We start from the raw sequence: 20,227 nt of genomic DNA, 5'->3' as shown, positions 1-20,227 counted from the left end.
CGACCCCCCCCCGGACGCGCAAGAGGGGCCCGCAGGAAACTCCTGCGGGCCCCTCGCACGTCGAAGCGGGGTCAGGCGGTGCGGGTGCGCCGCCCCTTCAGCTCTTCCAGCCGCTCGTCCAGCAGCTCTTCCAGCTCCGGGATCGTGCGCCGCTCCAGGAGCATGTCCCAGTGCGTGCGCGGCGGCTTGACCTTCTTCGCCTCCGGCTCGTTGCCGTCGATGATCTTCGACTCCTGGCCGTGCAGGCGGCACTCCCAGGTGTGGGGGATCTCGGCGTCGTCGGAGAACGGGACCTCGAAGTCGTGGCCCTTGGGGCAGGCGTACCGCACCGACCGGCGCGGGGCGAGGTCGTGATTGCGGTCGGTCTCGTAGCTGACTGCTCCGAGCCGGCTACCCCGTAGAACGCGGTCGGCCATGGCGGTGTCCTTTCGCTCGGCTCAGGGCCGGGGCCCAGGCTTGTTGCTCACCGAGTGCAACGATCGGACTGCTCCGTTCGTTCCCGGCTTCACGGTCATCGTCGCCCACAGTGACGTCTTTCACCCGTCAACGAAGGCTCCTCCTAAGGGATGCAATCGCGGCCGGTTCGTGACGCGTTATCAAGCTACCGGGGTACGCCATCACACTGATGGAGCAGTCCCGCTCGAAGTCGTGCGGCTGCGACAGCTTAGACCGACCACGCAGGGCGACGTTACGGCGGGTTTAACGCAGCAGTAGTGACGTCCGTCATGGTTGTGGTCACGCAAAGTCATATCGACGGGTTTCGGAGCCGTCACCACGCTCGGTGGCGGCACGGGTGTGGCCGGTGGCGAACATGAGGATGAATCACCCGGACGGCCCGCACCCAAACGTCCAAACGGATGCTTCATCCCCTCGATAACTTCAGTGTCACTCGAAAGAGTGATTTCGGGCGAGTCTGTGCAGAAAGTCCCGTTGCGCGGACACGAGCTTCAACCGCGCCTCGGAGAGCGGGAACCACGCGACGCGGTCGAGTTCCGGGTACTCCCGGTAGCGGCCGGAGCCGCGCGGCCACTCCAGCGTGAACGTGCCCGGAATCACCTGGTCGGGGTCCAGGTCGCCGGCCAGCGCCCACGCCCGCACCACCTTGCCGCCGGACTGGCGCACCTCGCCCAGCGGCACCAGCTCGCCCTCGGGCAACGGCAGGCCCAGCTCCTCGACGAACTCCCGGCGCGCGGTGGCCTCCGGGTCCTCCTCGCCGTCGGGCTCGCCCTTGGGGATCGACCACGCGCCCTCGTCCTTGCGCGCCCAGAACGGGCCGCCCATGTGGCCCAGGAGCACCTGGAGACCGCCGTCGACCACCCGGTGCAGGAGGATCCCGGCGCTGCGCCTGCCTGTCATGCGCACAGTCTGGCGGGTCGCGGCGACGGCGGGGAGGTCAGGGCTTGCGGCCGGTGCGCATGTGCATCTGCTCGCCCTGCTTGCCGAACAGGCTCAGCACCTCCACCGGCTCCGGGCCGACCGCGCCGAACCAGTGCGGCAGCCGGGTGTCGAACTCCGCGGCCTCGCCCGCCACCAGCACCACGTCGTGGTCGGCCAGGATCAGCCGCAGCCGCCCCGACAGCACGTACAGCCACTCGTAGCCGGTGTGCGTGCGCGGGTCGGGCTCGCCGCGGTGGGGGATGATCATCTTGAACGCCTGCAGCGCGCCCGGCTGCTGGGTCAGCGGCAGCACGGTCATGCCGTTGCGGCGGATCGGCACCGGCCGGATCCGCGGGTCGCCCACCGGCGGCGCGCCGACCAGCTCGTCCAGCGGCACCCGGTGGGCGCGCGCGATCGGCAGCAGCAGCTCCAGGCTGGGGCGGCGCTGCCCGGACTCCAGCCGCGACAGGGTGCTCTTGGAGATGCCGGTGGCCTCGGCCAGGTCGGCCAGCGTCGCGCCCCGGCTGGTGCGGATGTGGCGCAGCCGCTCGCCGACCTTGTCCAGCACGTCGTCGTGCGCCCCCTCGGGGCCGTGCTCGTGCTCGCGCGGTGCGCTCATGTCGTGTCCCGGTTCCGGCAACGTGGTTTGTCCATTGTGGGACGCGAAACCGGCGTCGTCCAGCGGGGGCGGGGTCAGGTGAGGCTGAGCTGGTGGCCCTTGACGGTGTGCGGGCCCAGGTCGCCGGTGCGGAAGTGGGTGCGGCACAGCACCTGGTAGCGCACGTCCACCGCGTCGGCCGAGGGCGGCGGCACGGTGTCGGCGACCAGGACGGTGTCGCCGGCGCGGACCACCTCGCCGTCGTGCACGCGGGCGTTGAACCGGCCGGGGCGACCGCACCAGCACAGCACCTCGACCTGGATGGCGTTGAGCTCGTCGGCCAGCTCGAACAGCCGCCGCGAGCCCGGGAACAGGCTGCTGCGGAAGTCGGTGGCCAGGCCGAAGCAGTAGACCTCCAGGCGGGCGTCGTCGGCCAGCTCGGCGAGCTGGTCCACCTGGTCGGCGGACAGGAACTGCGCCTCGTCCACGATCAGGTAGTCCACCCGGCTGCCGTGCGCCCAGAAGTCGCGCACCAGCGCGCACAGGTCCATGTCCTCGTGGACCTCCAGGGCGTTGCGGGCCAGGCCCATGCGGCTGGAGATGGTGGGCGCGCCGGAGCGGTCGTGGCGCACCAGCAGCAGGCCGCGGCGGCCCTGCCGGGCCTGGTTGTGGTCGATCTGCAGGGCCAGCGTGGACTTGCCGCAGTCCATCGGCCCGAAGAAGAACCTCAGCCGCCCGGTGGGCGCGAGGCCGCGGCCGGCGCCGGAGGCGGGCACGGAGGACAGCGCGTCGGTCGGGTCCGGGGCGGGGGTGATCGGTTCCACGGCGGGCCACCCTAGTGCGCAGGCCGCGCGGACGGCGCACGGACCTGCCCCGACCTGCCGCGACCCGACCCGGAAGCCCCGGGCCCCCGGGCCGCGCGCCGGCTCGGAAAGCTTGCCGAGATATATCGCGAAGCGGTATAACGTGCGGTGTGAGAGGTATATCGGAGCAGGTGTTCCTGGTGCTCACCGCGTTGGCGGAGGAGCCGTTGCACGGGTACGCGATCGTGCGCGCGGTCGAGGGGTTGTCGGAGGGCCGGATGCGGCTGCGGGTCGGCACGCTCTACGGGGTGCTGGACCGGCTGGTCGCCGAGGGCCTGGCCGAGCGCGACCGCGAGGAGGTCCACCAGGGGCGGCTGCGCCGCTACTACCGGCTGACCGACGCGGGGGTGCGGGTGCTGTCGGCGGAGGTGGCCCGGCTGTCGGCGAACGTGCGCGCCGCGTCGTCGGTGCTCAGGGCGAGGGGGGCGCTGTGAGGTCGAACCTGGAACGGCGCTACCGGGCGCTGCTGCGGCTGCTGCCCGCCTGGTACCGGGCGGAGCGGGAGGAGGAGATGGCGGGCATCTTCCTGGCCGACCGCACCGACGGGCTGGACCTGGAGCACGGGTGGCCCGGGTGGGGCGAGGCGGGCGCGACGCTGGCCCTGTCGGCGCGGGTGCGGCTGGGCGCGCGGCGGCCCGCGGGCACGGCGACGCGGCTGCTGGCCTTGACCGGGCTGCTCGGGCTGCTGGTCGCGGCGGCGCAGTCGTGGACGATGAGCGCGCGGGTCGGGTTCGCGGGCGACGTGCCGGGCTGGTGGTACGACGTGCCGGGTTGGTGGTACGACGTGCCGGCGGTGGTGGCGTTCACCGCGCTGGTCACGGGCCGGCGCGCGGTGGGGCGGGTGGCCGCCGGGCTGCTCGGCCTGGCGACGCTGGCGGCCGCGGTGTGGTCGGTGGCGGCGGGGCTGCCGTGGTGGGCGCCGGTGTGGCACGTGCCGGCGCTGGCGGCCACCGCGGCGGCGGTGCTGGGGTTCCACCGGGAGGCGCCGCCGACGCCGCGGGTGTGGTGGGCGATCGCGCCGGTGGCGCTGGTGGCGGGCGCGGCGTCGGTGGCGTTCGCGCCGGGGCTGTCGGTCACGACGCTGCTGGTGTCGTGGGCGGTCGCCGCGGTCGTGGTGGCGCTGTTCCGCCCCTGGTCGGCCCGGCTCCCGGCGCCCGCCGCGTGAGGGGCCGGCAGCGCGGTGGTCAGACCTTGGCGGGGACGGGGTTGCCGGAGGCGGTGATGGCCCGCCGCACCGGCACGAAGATCATCAGCACGAACCCGAGGACGAAGAACACCACCAGCGAGATGATCGCCAGCCGGAACGACCCGGTGGCCTGCCCGACCCCGGCGAACACCAGCGGCCCCAGCCACGACGTGGAGCGCTCGCCGACCTCGTAGAGCGAGAAGTACTGGGCCTCGCGGCCGGGCGGGATCATCTGGCTGAACAGCGACCGCGACAGCGCGTTCGTGCCGCCCAGCACCAGCCCGATGCCCGCGGCCAGCGCGTAGAACTGCCCCTGCTGCCCGGCCTGCACGAAGAACGCCGCGCCGATCACCACGATCCACACGCACAGGCTGACCATGATGGTCCGCTTCGCCCCCCACGAGCGGGCCACCCGGCCGTGCAGCACGCCGCCGAAGAACGCGACGAACTGCACGATCAGGATCGTGGTGATCAGCACGGTCTCGTCGAGCTTGAGCTCGTCGCGGCCGTACTGGGCGGAGACGTTGGCGACGGTGGCGATGCCGTCGGTGTAGATGAGGTAGGTGCCCAGGAACGCCAGCGTCAGCGGGAACATGCGGGCCTGCTTCGCGGTCTGGCGCAGCTCGGCGAACCCGGCGGTGATCACCGACGCCCCCGACTCCGTGCCGTGCGGCGCCTGGTGCCGCTTGAGCCTGGCCAGCGGGATGAGGGTGAACCCGGCCCACCACAGCCCCGAGAGCACGAACCCGACCCGCACCGCGGCGCCCTCGCTCAACCCGACCGCGTCGTGGCCGACGAACAGCGCCAGCTGCACCGCCAGCGCCAGGCCGCCGCCCAGGTAGCCGAACGCCCAGCCGCGCGAGGACACCGCGTCGCGCTCGTCGGGCGCGGCGATCTCGGGCAGGAACGCGTAGTACACGACGACCGACGCGCCGTAGCAGATGTTGCCCAGGATGAACAGGGCGACGCCCAGGTGCCAGTCGTCGCCGCCGACGGCGGCCAGCGCGATCGTGGCGGCCGAGCCGGTGAACGCCAGCGCGCCCAGCATGCGGCGCTTGTTCTGGGTGCGGTCGGCGATCGCGCCCATCACCGGCAGCACCACCACCTGCACGACCGTGGCGATCGACAGCAGGTAGCCCCACAGCGACCCGGCGGGGAAGTAGGCGCCGAACAGGGAGATGTCGCACTGCTTGAGCGACCCCTCCGCGCAGGCGTCCGCGCCGTTGCGGGCGGTGTCGGCGATGGCCGCCTCCTTGGCCACCGCGGTCAGGTAGCCGGAGAGGAACACGGTGACCACGGAGGTGGGGAACACCGAGTTCGCCCAGTCGTACCAGGTCCACCCGCGCTGTTCCCGCCTGCGGTCCACGGCGGGTGCGGTGCTGTCGGCCACGCTCATGGGGGCGGACTGTATATCGCCGTCCACCCGGTGGTGGTGATCACCACCAACCTGTTGCCAACCGGCCTCCCGCACGTCACGCCGCGCGACGCGGTCAGCCCGCCCAGGCCCGCCGGTCGACCAGCACGTCGCGCAGCAGGTCGGGCCGGTCGGTGACCAGCCCGTCCACCCCGAGGTCGAGCAGCCGCCGCATCTCGGCCTGCTCGTCCACCGTCCACACGTGCACCTCCAGGCCGCGCCGGTGCGCGACGCGCACGAACCGGCCGTCGACCACCAGCAGCCGGCCCTGGTTGACCGGCACCTGCGCCACCGCGCCCCGCACCGGCAGCCCCACCAGCGGCGCCCGGCCCGCCGCCCACAGCGCCCCGACCGAGCGCGGGCCCATCGACGTCAGCAGCCCCGGGCCGCCCAGCCGCCGCAGCCGGGCCAGCCGCTTGTCGGAGAACGACGCCAGGCACACCCGGTGCAGCGCGTCGACCCGGCGCAGCACCTCCAGCACCGGCACGACCGCCGAGTCGGCCTTGACGTCGACGTTGACCAGCGCGTCGGGCAGCTCCTCCAGCAGGTCCTCCAGCCGCGCGACCGGCTCCCGCCCGCCGACCTTCGCCCGGCGCACCGCCGACCACGGCTGCGCCGCCACCGGGCCGGTCGCGTCGGTGGTGCGGTCCAGCACCGCGTCGTGGTGCACCACCACCACCCCGTCGGAGGTGGCGTGCACGTCGGTCTCCAGGTAGCGGAACCCCTCCCGGGCGGCGCGGCGGAACGCGGCCAGCGAGTTCTCCATCCCCGCCAGCTCGTCGAGGTGCCAGCCCCGGTGGGCGAACGCGCGGGGGTGCGGCCCGGACAGGTAGGGGTGGTTCGCGGTCACACCCGGAGTCTGCCCTGGCGGCGTGGCGTTGCGGTGACCGGTGGGTAGCCGGATACCGTCGCCGGCCATGGAGCAGGTGACCGAGCACGTCGCGGCGCGCCGTGAGGAAGCCAGGCACTGCGCCTGGTGCGGGCGTCGCCTGCCCGACAGCGGCCGCATCGGCCGGCCCCGCCGGTACTGCGCGCAGCCCTGCCGGCAACGCGCCTACGAGCGGCGCGCCGCGGTGCAGCGCGGCGGGCTGCCCGAGGACGCCGTGGTGCTGTCCGCGGGGGAGCTGGCCGACCTGCAGGACCGGCTGTTCCAGCTGCGCTGCGCCGCCGAGGACGTCGCGACCGCCGCCGCCGACGGCGCGGACGGCGCGGAGCTGCGGCGGCTGGCCGGCGAACTGGTCGACACCGCCCGGGGGCTGGAGCGGCTGCGCTGAACCGCGTCGGCTTGCCCACCGCGCGTGGTCTCGACCATCATGACGCGCGGGTGGGCGAGGAGGGGCGCGTGGACGGCAACGGCGCGTTGCACCGCGAGGTGCTCGACCGGGCCGACGTCGGTTTCGGTGTGACGGACGCGAGCGGCACGCTGGCCTGGGTCAACCCGGCGCTGGCGGAGATCCTGGGCGTGCCGGCGCGGCAGGTGGTCGGCCGGTCGCTGCCCGCGCTGCTGCCCGGCGCCCCCGAACGGCCCCGACCCGGCCTGGCGCTGCTGACCACCGGCGCCCACCACGCCGGCCACCGCTGGCTGGAGGTCGCCTGCCACCCCCTGCCCGACGACGGCGCCGGCGGGCGGGGACGGCTGCTGTACCGGGTGGTGGACGTGACCTCCTGGCGCGACCGGGAGCTGGAGGCCACCCACGAGGCCGACGCGCTGCGCCGCGCCCAGGTCCTGGGCCGGATGGGCACTTGGGAGTGGCACCTGGCCGAGGACCGGGTGGTGTGGTCGGACACGCTGCTGGAGATGTTCGGGTTCGCGCCGGGCACCACCCTGGACCTCGACGGCTACGCCGCCCTGGTGCACCCCGAGGACCTGCCGATGATCCAGGCCACCCTGCAGGAGGCGCTGCGCTCGGGCGCCGGGTTCTCCTTCACCCACCGCACGGTCCCCGTCGCCGGGCACGACGAGCGGTGGTTCGAGTGCTTCGGCGAGGTCGTCGCCGACCCCGACGGCGCCCCGCGCCGGGTGCTGGGCAGCGCGCACGACATCACCCGGGCCCGCCGCGTGCACGACGAGCTGTTGGCGCTGGCCGAGCAGGACCCGCTGACCGGGCTGGCCAACCGCCGCGCGGTGACCCGCGAGCTGGAGCGCCGGCTCGCCGGCGGCGCACCGGGCGCGATGCTGCTGCTGGACCTGGACAACTTCAAGGACGTCAACGACCTGCGCGGCCACACCGTCGGCGACCGGCTGATGAAGGCCCTCGGCGCGGCCCTGCGGTCCCGGCTGGAGCCCTCGCAGCTCATCGGCCGCCTCGGCGGCGACGAGTTCGCCGTCGTCCTGCCCGGCGCGACCCCCGCCGACGCCGTCCGCGTCGCCGAACGGCTGCGCGACGCGGTCACCGCCCTGCCGCCGGGCGGCGCCGCGAGCGGCAACGTCACCGTGTCCACCGGCGTCGCCGCCTACGGGCCCGGCGACACGTGGGAGCTGGTGCTGGCCAACGCCGACCTGGCCCTGTACGCGTCCAAGGCCGCCGGCCGCGACCGCGTCACCGTCTACGAACCCGGCCACTACGCCGACACCGCCAAGCGGGTCTCGGTGCTGGACCGGCTGCGCACCGCCCTGGACCACGGCGGCCTGGCGCTGCACGCGATGCCGATGGTGCAGCTGGCCACCGGCCGGACCCTGGGCCACGAGCTGCTGCTGCGCCTGGAGGACGGCCGCGAGCCCCACCTCGGCCCGGCCGAGTTCCTGCCCGAGGCCGAGCGGTCCAACCTGGTGCTCGACATCGACCGGTGGGTGCTGTCCACCGCGGTCGACGCCCTGGTCGCCCACCCCGACCCCGAGCTGCGGTTCAACGTCAACGTCTCCGGCCGCACCCTGGAGGACCCCGACTTCGGCGGGTTCGTGCTCGACCTGCTCGCCACCGCGGGCGTCGCCCCGGGCCGGCTGGGCCTGGAGATCACCGAGACCGCCGCGGTCACCAACCTCGACGCCGCCCGCGCGCTGGCGCTGCAGCTGCGCGGCTTCGGCTGCCGCATCACCCTGGACGACTTCGGCTCCGGGTTCGGCTCGTTCGTGCACCTCAAGCACCTGCCCATCACCGGCATCAAGATCGACGGCGAGTTCGTGCGCGGCATCGACGAACGCTCCACCGACGCCGTGCTCGTGGCCGGCATCGTGCAGATCGCCCAGGGGCTCGGCCTGTCCGCGGTCGCCGAGTGGGTGGAGCGGCCCGCGCAGGTCGACGCGCTGCTGCGACTGGGCGTGCGCGTCGGCCAGGGCTTCCACCTCGGCCGGCCCCGACCGCTGGCACAGGTCCTCTCGGAGCAGCCACAGCCGCCGAACGGCGCATTGTCGTCCCGCATGGCCGGTGCGGAGGATGGGGCGCGTTCCTGATCTCCCCGCCCCCGATGGGAAGTCACCGCCGTGCCCGGTACCCCCGACAGCCCAGCGCGCGGTGTCCGCCGCGTCGAACTGGGCGCCGCCCACCCCGAACCCGTCGCCGGCTTCTACGCCGAACTGCTCGGCTGGGTGATCATCGCCGAACCCGACGGCTCGTTCACCGGCTGGGTCGGCGACCGCCTCGCCACCCACGTGCGACCCGGCGCGTCCGGCTGGCGCGTGGTGTTCGCCGGGTCCGGGCCGCGCGAGCTCGACGGCGCCGCGGTCGACCGGGGCCGCGTGCTGCACGGCCCGTGGGCGCCGCCGCCGCGCCCCGGCGAGCCGTGCTGGGTCGAACTGGCGGCCGGCCCCGACAGCGACGACCACTGGGCGGGCGAGCTGGGCTGGCAGGTCCGCGACCCCGGCGCCAAGAGCACCCTCTACGACGTCGCGGTCGCCGACGACCGCCGCCCCGTCGCGGGCCGCGTCACCGCCGACGGCGGCTGGAGCTGCCACTTCGCCGTCCCCGACGCCACCCGCGCCGCCGCCGACGCCGTCGCCCTGGGCGGCACGGTGGCGGCCGGACCCGAGCGGACGCCCGCGGGGGTGGTGGTCACCGTCGCCGACCCGGCCGGGAACACCGCCGTGCTGCTGGAGGACCCGCCCGGCTGGGGCGGCGCCCGGTGCGCCGACCGCCCGGGAACCTGAGCCCCCGCCCCGGCGGCGGGGGAGGGGTCAGCCCGCCAGGTCGGGCGGGAAACCGCCGGTGGCGACCGGACCCCACCGCTCGATCGTCACCCGGATCAGCACCTTGCCCTGCCGCCGCATCGCCTCCCGGTACTCGTCCCAGTCCGGGTGCTCACCGGCGATGCACCGGTAGTACTCCACCAGCGGCTCCAGCGCCCCGGGCAGGTCCAGCACCTCCGCCCGCCCGTCGACCTGCACGTACGGGCCGTCCCAGTCGTCGGACAGCACGCACACCGTGACCCGCTCGTCCCGGCGGGCGTTGCGCGACTTCGCCCGCCGCGGATAGGTCGACACCACGATCCGCCCCTGCCCGTCCACACCGCACGCCACCGGCGACACCTGCGGCCGCCCGTCGGAACGCGTGGTCACCAGCAGGGCCCGGTGACGGGGCCGCAGGAACGCGAGCAGGTCGTCGCGGGACACGGTGTCGGCGGTGGCGATCCTCGGCATGCCACCAGCCTAGGAGACCCACCCCGCCCCGGCCGCCCTCACCGTCCCCGTCCCGCTCCACACCGGGGGAGCGGACCCACTGTCCCCACCGGACCCGGTCCGCGACCCCGGCGCGTCACGGGTCGAGCAGGGCCGCCACCCCGTCCCACCCCAACGCCGCGCCCCGCGCCGACACCACGTCGAACCGGCCGCCCACCGCAGCCCGCGCGGCCCGCTCCACCGCCACCACCTCCGGGTCGACCACCACCACCTCGCCCCGCAACCCCCGCGCCGCACCGACCAGCACCGCCGCCCGCTCACCGTCACCGGCCGCCACCGCCGCCGCCGCGTGCCCCTCCACCACCCGCGCCAACACCACCTGGTTGCCCCACTCCAACGCCGACACCGCCGCCCGACCCCACGCCCGCGCCGCCGCCACGCCGTCACCGCACCCCAACTCCACCCACCCCGCCGTCACGTGCGCCAACGACCGCACCTGCTCCGGCCCGAACCACCCCCGCGGGCACACCCGCAACGCCTCCTCGCACCACCGCCGCGCCGCACCCGCCTCACCACGCCGCCGCGCCACCTCCGCCCGACCCAGCAACGCCTGCGCCACCGTCTCCACCGCCCCCTGCGACCGCGCCAGCACCGCCGCCTCCTCCACATCGGCCGCCGCGCCGTCCAGGTCACCGCCATGGCACGCCCACTCCGACCGCACGCACAACAGGTTCGCCGTGTGCTCGTTCGCCCCGAACGACCGCGACAACGCCAACGCCTCGTCCAGGAACCCCACCGCCACCCCCAGCTCCCCACCGGCCCGCGCCAACGCCGCCAACTGCGCCAACGCCAACGACGTGCCCCACCGCTCACCCACCTCCCGGAACCCGGCCAACGCCGCACCGAAGTCCTCCCGCGCCGCACCCACCCGCCCCGCGTACCGGTGCTGCATCCCCGACCCCAACCGGCCCAGCGCCCGACTCCACGTCCCCGACCCCAACAACCGCCCTCGCAACCGCGCCAACTCCGCCGCGCCCCCCGACGGCGCCCCGTGCGCCATACCCCACAACACCGTCAGGAACGGCCGCGTCGGCCGACCCGGCAACCCCCTGGGCAACGGCTCCCGCGGCGACGGGGCGCCCGGCAACCCCGCACCCGTCGACGACGCGTTCACCACGCACAACAAGTGCTCCTCCGCCAACCCCGGCGGCGCCTGCGGCCCCACCGCCCGCACCACCTCCGCCGCCAGCTCCGCACCCTGCGTCCGCGAACCCCGCAACCACCACGGCCACCCCAGGTCCGCCGCCAACCGCAACGCCACCGCGTGGTCGTGCGCCGCCGCCCACCGCGCCGCCGCCGTCAGGTTCTCGTCCTCCGCCGCCAACCGCGCCAACCACACCAGCTGCTCCGCCCCGAACAGGTGCGGCGCCGCCTCCGCCGCCAACCCCGCGAAGTGCTCCGCGTGCGCCCGCAGCACCACCTGCTCCTCACCGGACTCCGCCAACCGCGCCGCGCAGAACTCCCGGATCGTCTCCGACATCCGGTAGCGGTCACCGGACACCTCCACCAACGACTTGTCCGCCAACGACGGCACCAACTCCTCCACACCCGCCACCCCGCACACCGCCGCCGCACCCGCCAACGTCACCCCACCCCGGAACACCGTCAACCGCCGCGCCACCACCCGCTCGTCCTGCGCCAACAACCCCCAACTCCACTCCACCACCGCGTGCAACGTCCGGTGCCGCGCCACCACCGCCCGACTGCCCCGCGACAACAACCCGAACCGGTCACCCAACCGGGCCGCCACCTCCGCCACCGGCAACGACCGCACCCGCGCCGCCGCCAACTCGATCGCCAGCGGCAACCCGTCCAACGCCCGGCAGATCCCCGCCACCACCGGCGCCGTCACCGGGTCCAACCGGAACGACGGGTTCACCGCCACCGCCCGATCCGCGAACAACCGCACCGCCGCCGACGACACCCCCTCCACCCCCAACGGCGGCACCGGCCGCACCGCCTCGCCCGTCACCCCCAACGCCTCCCGCGACGTCGCCAACACCCGCAACCCCGGACACGCCGGCAACAACGCCCCCGCCAACGCCGCCACGTCGTCCACCACGTGCTCGCAGTTGTCCAGCACCACCAGCACCGGCCGGTCCTGCAACGCCGCCACCAACCGCGCCACCGGCGCCGTCACCGGCCGCAACCCGTCCTCCCGCAACCCCAACGCCGACACCACCGCCCGCGGCACGTCACCACCCACCCCCAACGGCGCCAGGTCCACGAAGAACACCTCACCCGACTCCCGACCCGCCGCCTCCACCGCCAACCGCGTCTTGCCCACCCCACCGGGCCCCGTCAACGTCACCAACCGGAACGCCGCCAACGCCTCACCCACCCACCCCAACTCCACCTCACGACCCACGAAACCCGTCAACTGCGCCGGCAGCACCCGCCGCGCCACCGGCCGCTCACCCCGCACCACCTCGCCGTGCGCCGCCGCCAGCACGGGGGAGGGGTCCGCGCCCAACTCCTCCACCAACACCCGCCGCGCCCGCCCGAACACCTCCAACGCCTCCGCCTGCCGCCCCTCCCGGTGCAGCGCCCGCACCAACCGCGCCACCAACCGCTCCCGCGTCGGGTGCGCCGCCACCAACTCCCGCAACAACCCCACCGGCGCCCCGTCGTGCTCCTCCACCGCCCGCAACCGCAGCTCCTCCCACCGGGCCGCGCACACCGCCGCGAACGGCGCCTCACCCACGTCCCGCAACGCCGGACCACGCCACAACGCCAGCGCCTCACCCGGCAGACCCCGCGCCACCAGCTCCTCGAACCGCACCGCGTCCACCTCACCCGGGTCCACCACCAACCGGTACCCGGCCGCCGAACGCTCCACCTCCACGTCCAGCACCGCCCGCAACCGCGACACCTGCGACTGGATCGCGTTGTCCACCCCCACCGGCGGCCGCGACCCGTACAGGGCCTCCCGCACCCGACCGACACCCACCACCCGCCCCGCGTCCACCGCCAACAACGCCAACAACGCCCGCAACCGCGGCCCGCCGACCCGCACCGGCGACCCGTCCGCGCGCCGCACCACCATCGGACCCAACAACCCGAACCGCACCCGCGAATCCTCCCCGAACCGCCGACACCGCGAAGCCCGAACCCCCGGAGCACCCGACAACCCGGACCCCGCGGCCACCCACCCCGGAAAACCTCAGGCGCGCGACATGATGTCGTCCACCACCGCGCTCTTCGCATCCGCGTAGTGCTGGATGTAAGTCCAGGTCCGCGCCGCCAGCTCCCGCTTCACCCGCTCGTACAACACCCGATCCGCCTCATCGGACCGCAACCGGTCCCGGAACGCCACCATCCGCGCGACCTCCGGACTCGACGGCGGGTGCACGTGCAGGTTGACGTCCGTGTCCGGCCCCTTCAACACCCGGTGCTCGTGCCACTCCGGCTCCCGGATCACCAACCGGTACCCGGCCGCCTCCAACGGCGCCACGTACCGCGACTCGTCCGCCGGATCGGCCACCACCAGCACCATGTCCACGATCGGCTTCGCCGCCAACCCCGGCACCGACGTCGACCCCACGTGCTCCAACCGCAGCACCTCGCCACCCAGCAGCGACCGCACCCGCCGGGCCTCCCGCTCGAACAACCCCGGCCACGCCGGGTCGTACTCCACCAGGCGCACCGCCGAGTTCAACACCGGCGGCTCCTCCACCCACGCCGCCCGGATCTCCTCGTCCCCGCTCGCCTCACGCCGCATGATCATCCCTCCGATAGGCAGTCGGCCAGGATACGACGCCTACCGCGGCAACGGCACCGACTTTCCCCCGCCGAACAGGTCACCCGACCCCGCCACCCGCTCCCGCACCTCGTCGGCCAGGAACACCAGGTCCTCCACCACCCGGCACCCCTCCACTTCGGCCCACGTCACCGGCGTCGACACCGACGGCAGCCCGCGCGCCCGCAACGAGTACGGCGCCACCGTCGTCTTCGCCGGGTTGTTCTGCGACCAGTCCACCAACACCCGCCCCACCCGCTCCGCCCGCCCCATCCGCCACACCACCTCACCCGGGAACTCACCCGCCAACCGCCGCGCCACCCCCTTCGCGTACTCCGACGTCCGCTCCGGCGACGACACCGACACCGCCGCGCACACCTGCAACCCCTTCGACCCGCTCGTCTTCACCACCGGCGACAACCCGTCACCCACCAACACCTCCCGCACCCGGCACGCCACCCGACAGCACTCCACCACCGTCGCCGGCTCACCCGGATCCAGGTCGAACACCACCCAGTCGGGGGAGCGCCGCCCACCCCGCGCACCCACCGACCACTGCGGCACGTGCAACTCCAACGCCGCCAGGTTCGCCAACCACACCAACGTCGCCAACCCGTCCACCACCACGAAGTCCGCATACCCCGCACCCCGCGACGACCCCGGCGTCGCCACCCGCACCGTCCGCACCCACTCCGGCGCGTGCGACGGCGCGTTCTTCTCGAAGAACGACTTCCCACCCACCCCGTCCGGGTACCGCCGCACCGTCATCGGCCGACCCGCCACGTGCGGCAACAACACCGGCGCGATCCGCGTGTAGTAGTCGATCACCTCCGCCTTGGTGAACCCCACCTCCGGGTACAGCACCTTGTCCAGGTTCGTCAGCTTCAACCGCCGACCCTCCACCCGCACCAGCGCGTCACCCGCCACGCCGCACCTCCCCGGGCGACTTGTCCGGCCGCAACCCCCGCCACGCCGGGAACCGCATCCGGCCATCCGCCGTCCACTGCCGCAACACCACCTCACCCACCAACACCGGCCGCACCCACCGCGCACCCCGCGCCCGCTCCCGCGGCACCCCCTCCGCGAACGGCGACCGCCCCACCCCCAACGACGACAACCGCGCCGTCAACACCTCCAGCTCCGCCTGGTCGAACCCCGTCCCCACCGACCCCGCGAACACCAACCCGCCCCCCTCGCCCGGGACACCCACCAACAACGACCCCACCAGACCCGCCCGCTTGCCCACCCCCGGCCGCCACCCCCCGACCACCACCTCCTGCGTCAACACCGACGTCACCTTCACCCACCACGGCGACCGCTGCCCCGGCGAGTACCGCGAATCCAGCCGCTTCGCCACCACCCCCTCCAACCCCTGCTCCCGACTCGCCGCCAACACCGCCGCACCCGCACCCGGGAACGACCTCGGCGTCAACCAATGAGCACCCCGCAGCCCCAACCCCTCCAACAACTCCCGCCGCCGCGAATACGGCAGGTCCACCGTGGGGGAGCCGTCCAGGTGCAACACGTCGAACACCAGGAACGTCACCGGCGTCCCCGCCACCAACCGCCGCGCCTGCGCCGCCGACGCGTGCATCCGCCGCTGCAACGCCCCGAAGCTCGGCCGCCCACCCGCCAACGCCACGATCTCCCCGTCCAACAACACCTCCGTCGCGCCCAACTGCGCACCCAACCCCTGCAACTCCGGATACGTCCCCGTCACGTCGTTGCCCGACCGACTCGTCAACCGCACCCGACCACCCTCCACCCGCGCCACCGCCCGCACCCCGTCCCACTTGAACTCGAACGCCCACCTCGACGCCGGACCCGGCAACTCCACCGCCGGCGTCGCCAACATCGGCGCCACCGACTCCGGCAACCCCACCCACCCCGGCCGCACCGCCCCCTGCCGCCGCCGCACCATCCACCCCGACCCACCACCCGGCGAACCACCACCCGACCCGCCGCGGAAGAACACGAACCCACCCTCCACCCGCGACCCGTGCAACACCACGTCCACCTCGCGGTCCGACCACTTCACCGTCTCGTACCGACCGCGATCCCAGATCACCACCTCACCCGCCCCGTACTCACCCCGCGGGATCACCCCCGAGAACGACGCGTACTCCAACGGGTGATCCTCGGTGCGCACCGCCAACCGCACCACCCCCGGCTCCGACGGCAACCCCTTCGGCACCGCCCACGACACCAACACCCCACCCCGCTCCAACCGCACATCCCAGTGCAACCGCGACGCGTGGTGCTCCTGGATCACGAACGTGTCACCACCACCCCCCGACACCACCCCGTCCCCACCCGGCACCGGCTCCGGCGTCCGCCCCGCCACCCGCTTGCGCCGGTACTCCGAAAGATCCCCACCCATCCCACGCCGCCCCGCCTCAGGCGGGCTTCGCCTTCTTCTTCGCCGGAGCCTTCCGCGACCCCGCCCCCGACGCCTTACCCGACGACCCCGACCCCGACTTCCGCGCCACCGGCTTGCGACCGGCCGACACCCCACCCCGCGCCGACTTCGCCTGCTCCACACTCCGCTCCAACGCCGTCATCAGATCGATCACCTCACCGGCCTCCACCTCAGGCCGATCCGGCAACTCCGCACCCTCCGCCTTCGCCTCGATCACCTTCCGCATCGCCACCGTGTAATCATCGGTGAAATCACCCGGATCAAAAGACCCCGCCATGCTGTCCACCAACGACGCCGCCATCTTCAACTCCTGCGGACGCACCTCCACCTCCGAGTCCAAGAACTCGAAATCAGGCTTCCGCACCTCATCCGGCCACAACATCGTGTGCATCACCAACAACTCATCCCGCGCCCGCAACATCGCCAACGTCTCCCGCTGCCGAATGGTGATCTTCACCACCGCCAGCTGACCACTCCGCTCCAACGCCGTCCGCAACAACACATAAGGACGCGTCGCCGCCTTGTCCGGCTCCAAGTAATAAGTCTTCTGAAAATAAATCGGATCGATCTCCTCGACCGGCACGAACTCCAACACGTCGATCGCGTGATCGGTGCTGATCGGCAACTTGTCGAAGTCCTCGGCCTCCATCACCACGACCCGACCGTCGTCCAGCTCATAACCCTTCGCGATGTCGGCGTAAGCGACCTCCTCACCGCACACCTGGCACACCCGCCGGTACCGGATCCGCCCGCCATCCTCGCGGTGCACCTGGTTGAACCGGAAGTCGTGCTCCTCCGTGGCCGTGTACAACCGCACACCGATCGTCACCAACCCGAAGGAGATCGCCCCACGCCACACGGACCTCATGCCACGTGACTACCCCCTACCAGCACGATCCGCACCAACACGTCACCCGAACGGGCTAACAATCGAGCACACCACGACAAACCCCACCCACCAACACCACTACTCCCGCTCCGGCAAACGCGCCAACGACACGTACGTCCGATTACCCGCCACCGCCGCCCGCCGCTCCCGCGCCGTCGCCTCGATGTAGTTCTGCGACGTCGCCAACGACGCATGACCCAACAACGCCATGATCTCCGACGCCGACGCCCCGTCCTCCGCCAACCGCGTCGCGAACGTGTGCCGCAACGCGTGCAAATTCGCCCCCGACGGCACCCGGTCGTGCAAACCCGCCCACCGGAAGCACGACCGCACCAAGTACTCCAACCCACCCCGCCCGATCGGCTCACCGTGCCGATCGCGCAACAACGCCGACCCCCGATCGAACCGCCCCTGCGGAAAACGCCGCCGACACGACACCAAGTACTGCTCGATGATCCGATCCATCGCGGGCTCGATCGGCACCGACCGATCCCGATTCCCCTTGCCCGCCACGTGCAACCGCCGCTCACCCGGCCTACCCACCACCGACGCCAACGTCAACGTCCGCATCTCCGCCGACCGCAAACCCGCCACCAAACCCAACGCCAACACCAGCACGTCCCGCTCCGGCCACGGATCACGCGCCTTCCGCGCGCCCTCCGCCGCCGCCGCCAACAACCGCTCCGGCGTGTCCTCACCCCGCAACGGCTTCGGCACCAGCGGCGGCGTCTTCGGTCGCGCCACCGCACCCATCGGATTGCCCGCCACCAACTCCTCCGCCACGCAGAACGTCAAGAACTGGTTCCACGTCGACCACGCCCGCAACACCGACGACTTCGCGTGCGAATCCGCGAACACCCCGAACGCCGCCCGCAGGTTCCGCGCCGACAGGTCCGCCATCACCAGGCCGTCCGGGGGAGTGCCCGTCACCTCCGCCAGCAACGACGTCACCCCCGCCAGGTCACGCCGGTACGCCGCCGTGGTGTGCGGCGAGTCCTTCCTCGGCCGACGGGCGAGGAAGAACGACTCCTGAGCGGCAAGCACACGCATGTCGATCTTCTTACCGCACACCACCGACAATCCGACGCGCCCACGACGGCAGGGGAGGGGAGTGAGGCGATATCCGGCAGGTTCACCCGATGCGCCGGTCCCGTGTCGGCGAACGCACGAGCGAACGAGCACGCGCAGGGCCGCGGGGAGGCGAGGGGGCGGGCGCCGTGCGCCGTGCGGCGGCAGCCGTGCCGGAGCGGCAGCGAACAGCTCCTGCACCCACAACCATGATCAACTCATGGATAATGGCAATTATCCATCAAAAGGTGGTCCGGAAGGGGTCGGGGCCCAACTGGGGGATGCCTCTCTTGGGCACCTCGTCGTCGGCCGGTTCGACCCCTGGAACGTGCGTTCGCGTGCACTGCGCGCTCGACGCGCGTCGCACCGGCTCCTGGACGGCCGGCGGGGCGCGGTGCCGAGCGGCTGGGACCTCCTCGGGGCGCCGCCGGGTTGATCAACGCCGACGTCGTCGCGCGGTGTGCGTCGCGTCGATGTCCGCTGACACCACCGTTGATCCGTCACCGTGACGTTTCTCTGGTGGTGTGCCGGGACGCCGACGCGACGCCGCGCCATCGACCCGTCGCCTTCCCGGTCGCCCGGCGCTGCCGCCGACCCACCAGGCGTCCGCCGCGTCGTTGTCTGTGTGTGCGGGCTGGACACGCAGGCGGATCGACGGCGCGCCGGAGGTGTCGGTGCGCGGTGTTTGCGGAACGTGCGTTCGGCCTGTGTGGACGGTCCGCGCTCCGGCACCGTGACCAGGCTGTTCGTAACGCCGATAATCTACATTATGTTAAGTAAGACGTTCGGAGGTCGTCCGGGGCACTTCCCTGCCGACCCGGCGGGCCTCGGCGGTGATGACGTCGCCCCACGTGCTCCACATGCCTTCGAGGCGCGACGTGATGACGACGCGGTCGACCGCGTCGTCCGGGAGCGGGATCTGGAGGCCGATGGCGTGGTGGCGCGTGTGTCCGCCGCCTGCCTTGGCGAGGAGTTCGGCGTCGAAGTCGATCAGGACGCTGCCCTCGGGCAGGGTGTCGGGGATGTCGCCGCCGCAGCCGAGGACGCAGACCGGTCCCCCGGCGTCGGCGGTGTGGCGGTCGATCTCGGGGCGGACGTCGAGGGTGCGGGCTCGTTCGGTCCATTGGGTGAGGGTGTGGTGCTCGGCTTCGGCGATGAGCGGGTCGTCGCGTTCGAGGGCGGCCCAGATGAGTTCGACGTCGGGTTCGTGGGTCTTGTCGAGGAACTGGCGCATGGTGCGCTTGGCGCTGGCCAGCATCTCCCCCGTGTCGCGTTCGTGCGGTGGTTCGACGGCCCAGGCGGTGAGGTCGAAGCGGGTGGCGAGGCCGTGCTTGTGGAGGCGGTAGCCGAGTTCGAGGTCTTCGGTGCCCCAGCTGGTGAAGCGCTCGTCGAAGCCGCCGACGGCGTGGAAGTCGGTGGCGCGCAGGGAGAGGTTCATGCCCCAGGCGTAGAGCCAGGGGTAGGCGAGGCGGTCGGGTTGGAAGTCGACGGCGGCGAGGGGTTCGTGGCGGATGTCGCGGAAGCCGGGGTCGTCCTTGAACTGCTGGTGGACCTGGCTGGGGGTGTGGGTGGTGATGGCGTCGGCGAGGCCGGGTGTGGGGTTCCAGGGTTGGTAGCCGTAGGCGTAGCCGAGGTTGAGGAGGGGGTGGTCGGTGGTGGTGTGGGCGTGGAGGTGTGCGTTGAGGAAGTCGGGTCCGGCGAGGGTGCCGCAGTCGAGGAAGGCGAGGACGGGTGCGGTGGCGAGGCGGGCGCCTTGGTTGCGGGCGAGTGGGAGGCGGCGGCCGAGGTCGGGTTGGTGGTGGTAGTGCAGGTCGAGGCGGTGGGTGAAGGTGTCGATGACGGTGGTGGTGTGGTCGGTGGAGCCGTCGTCGGAGACGATGACCTGGTAGTCGTCGGGTGGGAGGTGTTGGTCGGCGAGGCTGTCGAGGGTGCGGCGGAGCAGTTCGGCGCGGTTGTAGGTGGGGATCACGACCGAGATCCGCGGCGGCATCCGTGCTCCTTGGGGGCGCTGGCGTGGGGCGCTGGCAGGAGTGCGGACTTTATCGTGGTGTCGGAACCGGTA

Annotated in this window: 19 protein-coding genes; 5 read left to right on the top strand and 14 right to left on the bottom strand. The window is 73.0% G+C overall.

Annotated elements, in window-relative coordinates; all coding sequences use genetic code 11:
• Positions 1–71: 71 nt before the first annotated feature.
• From AB0F89_RS26100 to AB0F89_RS26085, 4 genes are all read right to left on the bottom strand, one after another.
• Entirely contained in the window at positions 72–416 is a 345-nt protein-coding gene (locus AB0F89_RS26100; RefSeq protein WP_367128233.1) for an RNA polymerase-binding protein RbpA, read from the bottom strand.
• A gap of 469 nt (positions 417–885) precedes the next feature.
• Positions 886–1,356 carry an NUDIX domain-containing protein gene (locus AB0F89_RS26095; protein WP_367128232.1) on the bottom strand — a complete coding sequence of 157 codons (471 nt, stop codon included), beginning with the start codon at positions 1,354–1,356 and terminating at the stop codon, positions 886–888.
• A gap of 37 nt (positions 1,357–1,393) precedes the next feature.
• Positions 1,394–1,996, bottom strand: coding sequence for a helix-turn-helix domain-containing protein (locus AB0F89_RS26090; RefSeq protein ID WP_367128231.1), 603 nt, complete (start codon positions 1,994–1,996; stop codon positions 1,394–1,396).
• A gap of 74 nt (positions 1,997–2,070) precedes the next feature.
• A complete protein-coding gene (locus AB0F89_RS26085) occupies positions 2,071–2,799 on the bottom strand; it encodes a thymidine kinase (RefSeq protein ID WP_367128230.1) in 729 nt (242 codons plus the stop codon).
• Between the two features lie 149 nt (positions 2,800–2,948).
• Here AB0F89_RS26085 and AB0F89_RS26080 point away from each other — a divergent pair, with 149 nt between their 5' ends.
• Both AB0F89_RS26080 and AB0F89_RS26075 read left to right on the top strand, forming a co-directional pair.
• Entirely contained in the window at positions 2,949–3,272 is a 324-nt protein-coding gene (locus AB0F89_RS26080) for a PadR family transcriptional regulator (protein ID WP_367128229.1), read from the top strand.
• On the top strand, positions 3,269–4,003 hold the full coding sequence (locus tag AB0F89_RS26075; RefSeq protein ID WP_367128228.1) for a hypothetical protein: 735 nt from the start codon (positions 3,269–3,271) through the stop codon (positions 4,001–4,003). The genes AB0F89_RS26080 and AB0F89_RS26075 overlap by 4 nt, the downstream gene beginning before the upstream one ends.
• A 19-nt stretch (positions 4,004–4,022) precedes the next feature.
• Here AB0F89_RS26075 and AB0F89_RS26070 read toward each other — a convergent pair whose 3' ends face one another.
• Together AB0F89_RS26070 and AB0F89_RS26065 are read right to left on the bottom strand one after the other, a co-directional pair.
• Positions 4,023–5,420: an MFS transporter gene (locus AB0F89_RS26070; RefSeq protein WP_367128227.1), complete on the bottom strand. Its 1,398-nt coding sequence runs from the start codon at positions 5,418–5,420 to the stop codon at positions 4,023–4,025.
• A 94-nt stretch (positions 5,421–5,514) separates the two neighbouring features.
• Positions 5,515–6,288: a glycerophosphodiester phosphodiesterase gene (locus tag AB0F89_RS26065; RefSeq protein ID WP_367128226.1), complete on the bottom strand. Its 774-nt coding sequence runs from the start codon at positions 6,286–6,288 to the stop codon at positions 5,515–5,517.
• 67 nt (positions 6,289–6,355) lie between these two features.
• Between AB0F89_RS26065 and AB0F89_RS26060 the strand changes: the two genes are divergently transcribed.
• The 3 genes from AB0F89_RS26060 to AB0F89_RS26050 all read left to right on the top strand — a co-directional run bounded on the left by AB0F89_RS26060 (position 6,356) and on the right by AB0F89_RS26050 (position 9,522).
• Positions 6,356–6,712, top strand: coding sequence for a hypothetical protein (locus tag AB0F89_RS26060; RefSeq protein ID WP_367128225.1), 357 nt, complete (start codon positions 6,356–6,358; stop codon positions 6,710–6,712).
• A 68-nt stretch (positions 6,713–6,780) separates the two neighbouring features.
• On the top strand, positions 6,781–8,829 hold the full coding sequence (locus AB0F89_RS26055) for a putative bifunctional diguanylate cyclase/phosphodiesterase (protein ID WP_367128224.1): 2,049 nt from the start codon (positions 6,781–6,783) through the stop codon (positions 8,827–8,829).
• Positions 8,830–8,859: 30 nt separating this feature from the next.
• Positions 8,860–9,522: a VOC family protein gene (locus AB0F89_RS26050; RefSeq protein ID WP_367128223.1), complete on the top strand. Its 663-nt coding sequence runs from the start codon at positions 8,860–8,862 to the stop codon at positions 9,520–9,522.
• 27 nt (positions 9,523–9,549) lie between these two features.
• Here the strand turns inward: AB0F89_RS26050 and AB0F89_RS26045 are convergent, their stop codons facing one another.
• From AB0F89_RS26045 to AB0F89_RS26010, 8 genes are all read right to left on the bottom strand, one after another.
• The gene (locus AB0F89_RS26045; RefSeq protein WP_367128222.1) at positions 9,550–10,011 is read right to left on the bottom strand and encodes a PPOX class F420-dependent oxidoreductase; all 462 of its coding nucleotides are present in this window, start codon (positions 10,009–10,011) and stop codon (positions 9,550–9,552) included.
• Positions 10,012–10,126: 115 nt separating this feature from the next.
• The gene (locus tag AB0F89_RS26040) at positions 10,127–13,120 is read right to left on the bottom strand and encodes a BTAD domain-containing putative transcriptional regulator (protein WP_367128221.1); all 2,994 of its coding nucleotides are present in this window, start codon (positions 13,118–13,120) and stop codon (positions 10,127–10,129) included.
• Positions 13,121–13,213: 93 nt separating this feature from the next.
• Complete coding sequence (locus AB0F89_RS26035; RefSeq protein ID WP_367128220.1) at positions 13,214–13,771, bottom strand: GrpB family protein; 558 nt, start codon at positions 13,769–13,771, stop codon at positions 13,214–13,216.
• Between the two features lie 39 nt (positions 13,772–13,810).
• Positions 13,811–14,716 (bottom strand): non-homologous end-joining DNA ligase, encoded by a 906-nt coding sequence (gene ligD, locus AB0F89_RS26030; RefSeq protein WP_367128219.1) that lies wholly within the window; start codon positions 14,714–14,716, stop codon positions 13,811–13,813.
• Positions 14,706–16,169 carry a non-homologous end-joining DNA ligase gene (ligD, locus tag AB0F89_RS26025; RefSeq protein WP_367128218.1) on the bottom strand — a complete coding sequence of 488 codons (1,464 nt, stop codon included), beginning with the start codon at positions 16,167–16,169 and terminating at the stop codon, positions 14,706–14,708. Before ligD (AB0F89_RS26025) ends, ligD (AB0F89_RS26030) begins: the two co-directional genes overlap by 11 nt.
• Positions 16,170–16,185: 16 nt before the next feature.
• Positions 16,186–17,076 carry a Ku protein gene (locus AB0F89_RS26020; protein ID WP_367128217.1) on the bottom strand — a complete coding sequence of 297 codons (891 nt, stop codon included), beginning with the start codon at positions 17,074–17,076 and terminating at the stop codon, positions 16,186–16,188.
• A gap of 99 nt (positions 17,077–17,175) precedes the next feature.
• Positions 17,176–18,147 carry a tyrosine-type recombinase/integrase gene (locus tag AB0F89_RS26015; protein WP_367128216.1) on the bottom strand — a complete coding sequence of 324 codons (972 nt, stop codon included), beginning with the start codon at positions 18,145–18,147 and terminating at the stop codon, positions 17,176–17,178.
• Between the two features lie 790 nt (positions 18,148–18,937).
• Positions 18,938–20,155 carry a glycosyltransferase gene (locus tag AB0F89_RS26010; protein WP_367128215.1) on the bottom strand — a complete coding sequence of 406 codons (1,218 nt, stop codon included), beginning with the start codon at positions 20,153–20,155 and terminating at the stop codon, positions 18,938–18,940.
• Positions 20,156–20,227: the final 72 nt, after the last annotated feature.

It is taken from the genome of Saccharothrix sp. HUAS TT1, assembly GCF_040744945.1.
Lineage (GTDB): Bacteria > Actinomycetota > Actinomycetes > Mycobacteriales > Pseudonocardiaceae > Actinosynnema.
The sequence above is the reverse complement of the archived record's forward strand: the minus strand, read 5'-3'. Positions and strand labels throughout refer to the sequence as shown.

Coding starts and splice junctions, on each gene's coding strand:
- AB0F89_RS26015 (WP_367128216.1), bottom strand. CDS start 18,147: ATGCGTGTGCTTGCCGCTCAGGAGTCGTTCTTCCTCGCCCGTCGGCCG.
- AB0F89_RS26100 (WP_367128233.1), bottom strand. CDS start 416: ATGGCCGACCGCGTTCTACGGGGTAGCCGGCTCGGAGCAGTCAGCTAC.
- ligD (WP_367128218.1), bottom strand. CDS start 16,169: ATGGGTGGGGATCTTTCGGAGTACCGGCGCAAGCGGGTGGCGGGGCGG.
- AB0F89_RS26090 (WP_367128231.1), bottom strand. CDS start 1,996: ATGAGCGCACCGCGCGAGCACGAGCACGGCCCCGAGGGGGCGCACGAC.
- AB0F89_RS26060 (WP_367128225.1), top strand. CDS start 6,356: ATGGAGCAGGTGACCGAGCACGTCGCGGCGCGCCGTGAGGAAGCCAGG.
- AB0F89_RS26035 (WP_367128220.1), bottom strand. CDS start 13,771: ATGCGGCGTGAGGCGAGCGGGGACGAGGAGATCCGGGCGGCGTGGGTG.
- AB0F89_RS26020 (WP_367128217.1), bottom strand. CDS start 17,076: ATGAGGTCCGTGTGGCGTGGGGCGATCTCCTTCGGGTTGGTGACGATC.
- AB0F89_RS26070 (WP_367128227.1), bottom strand. CDS start 5,420: ATGAGCGTGGCCGACAGCACCGCACCCGCCGTGGACCGCAGGCGGGAA.
- AB0F89_RS26045 (WP_367128222.1), bottom strand. CDS start 10,011: ATGCCGAGGATCGCCACCGCCGACACCGTGTCCCGCGACGACCTGCTC.
- AB0F89_RS26010 (WP_367128215.1), bottom strand. CDS start 20,155: ATGCCGCCGCGGATCTCGGTCGTGATCCCCACCTACAACCGCGCCGAA.
- AB0F89_RS26095 (WP_367128232.1), bottom strand. CDS start 1,356: ATGACAGGCAGGCGCAGCGCCGGGATCCTCCTGCACCGGGTGGTCGAC.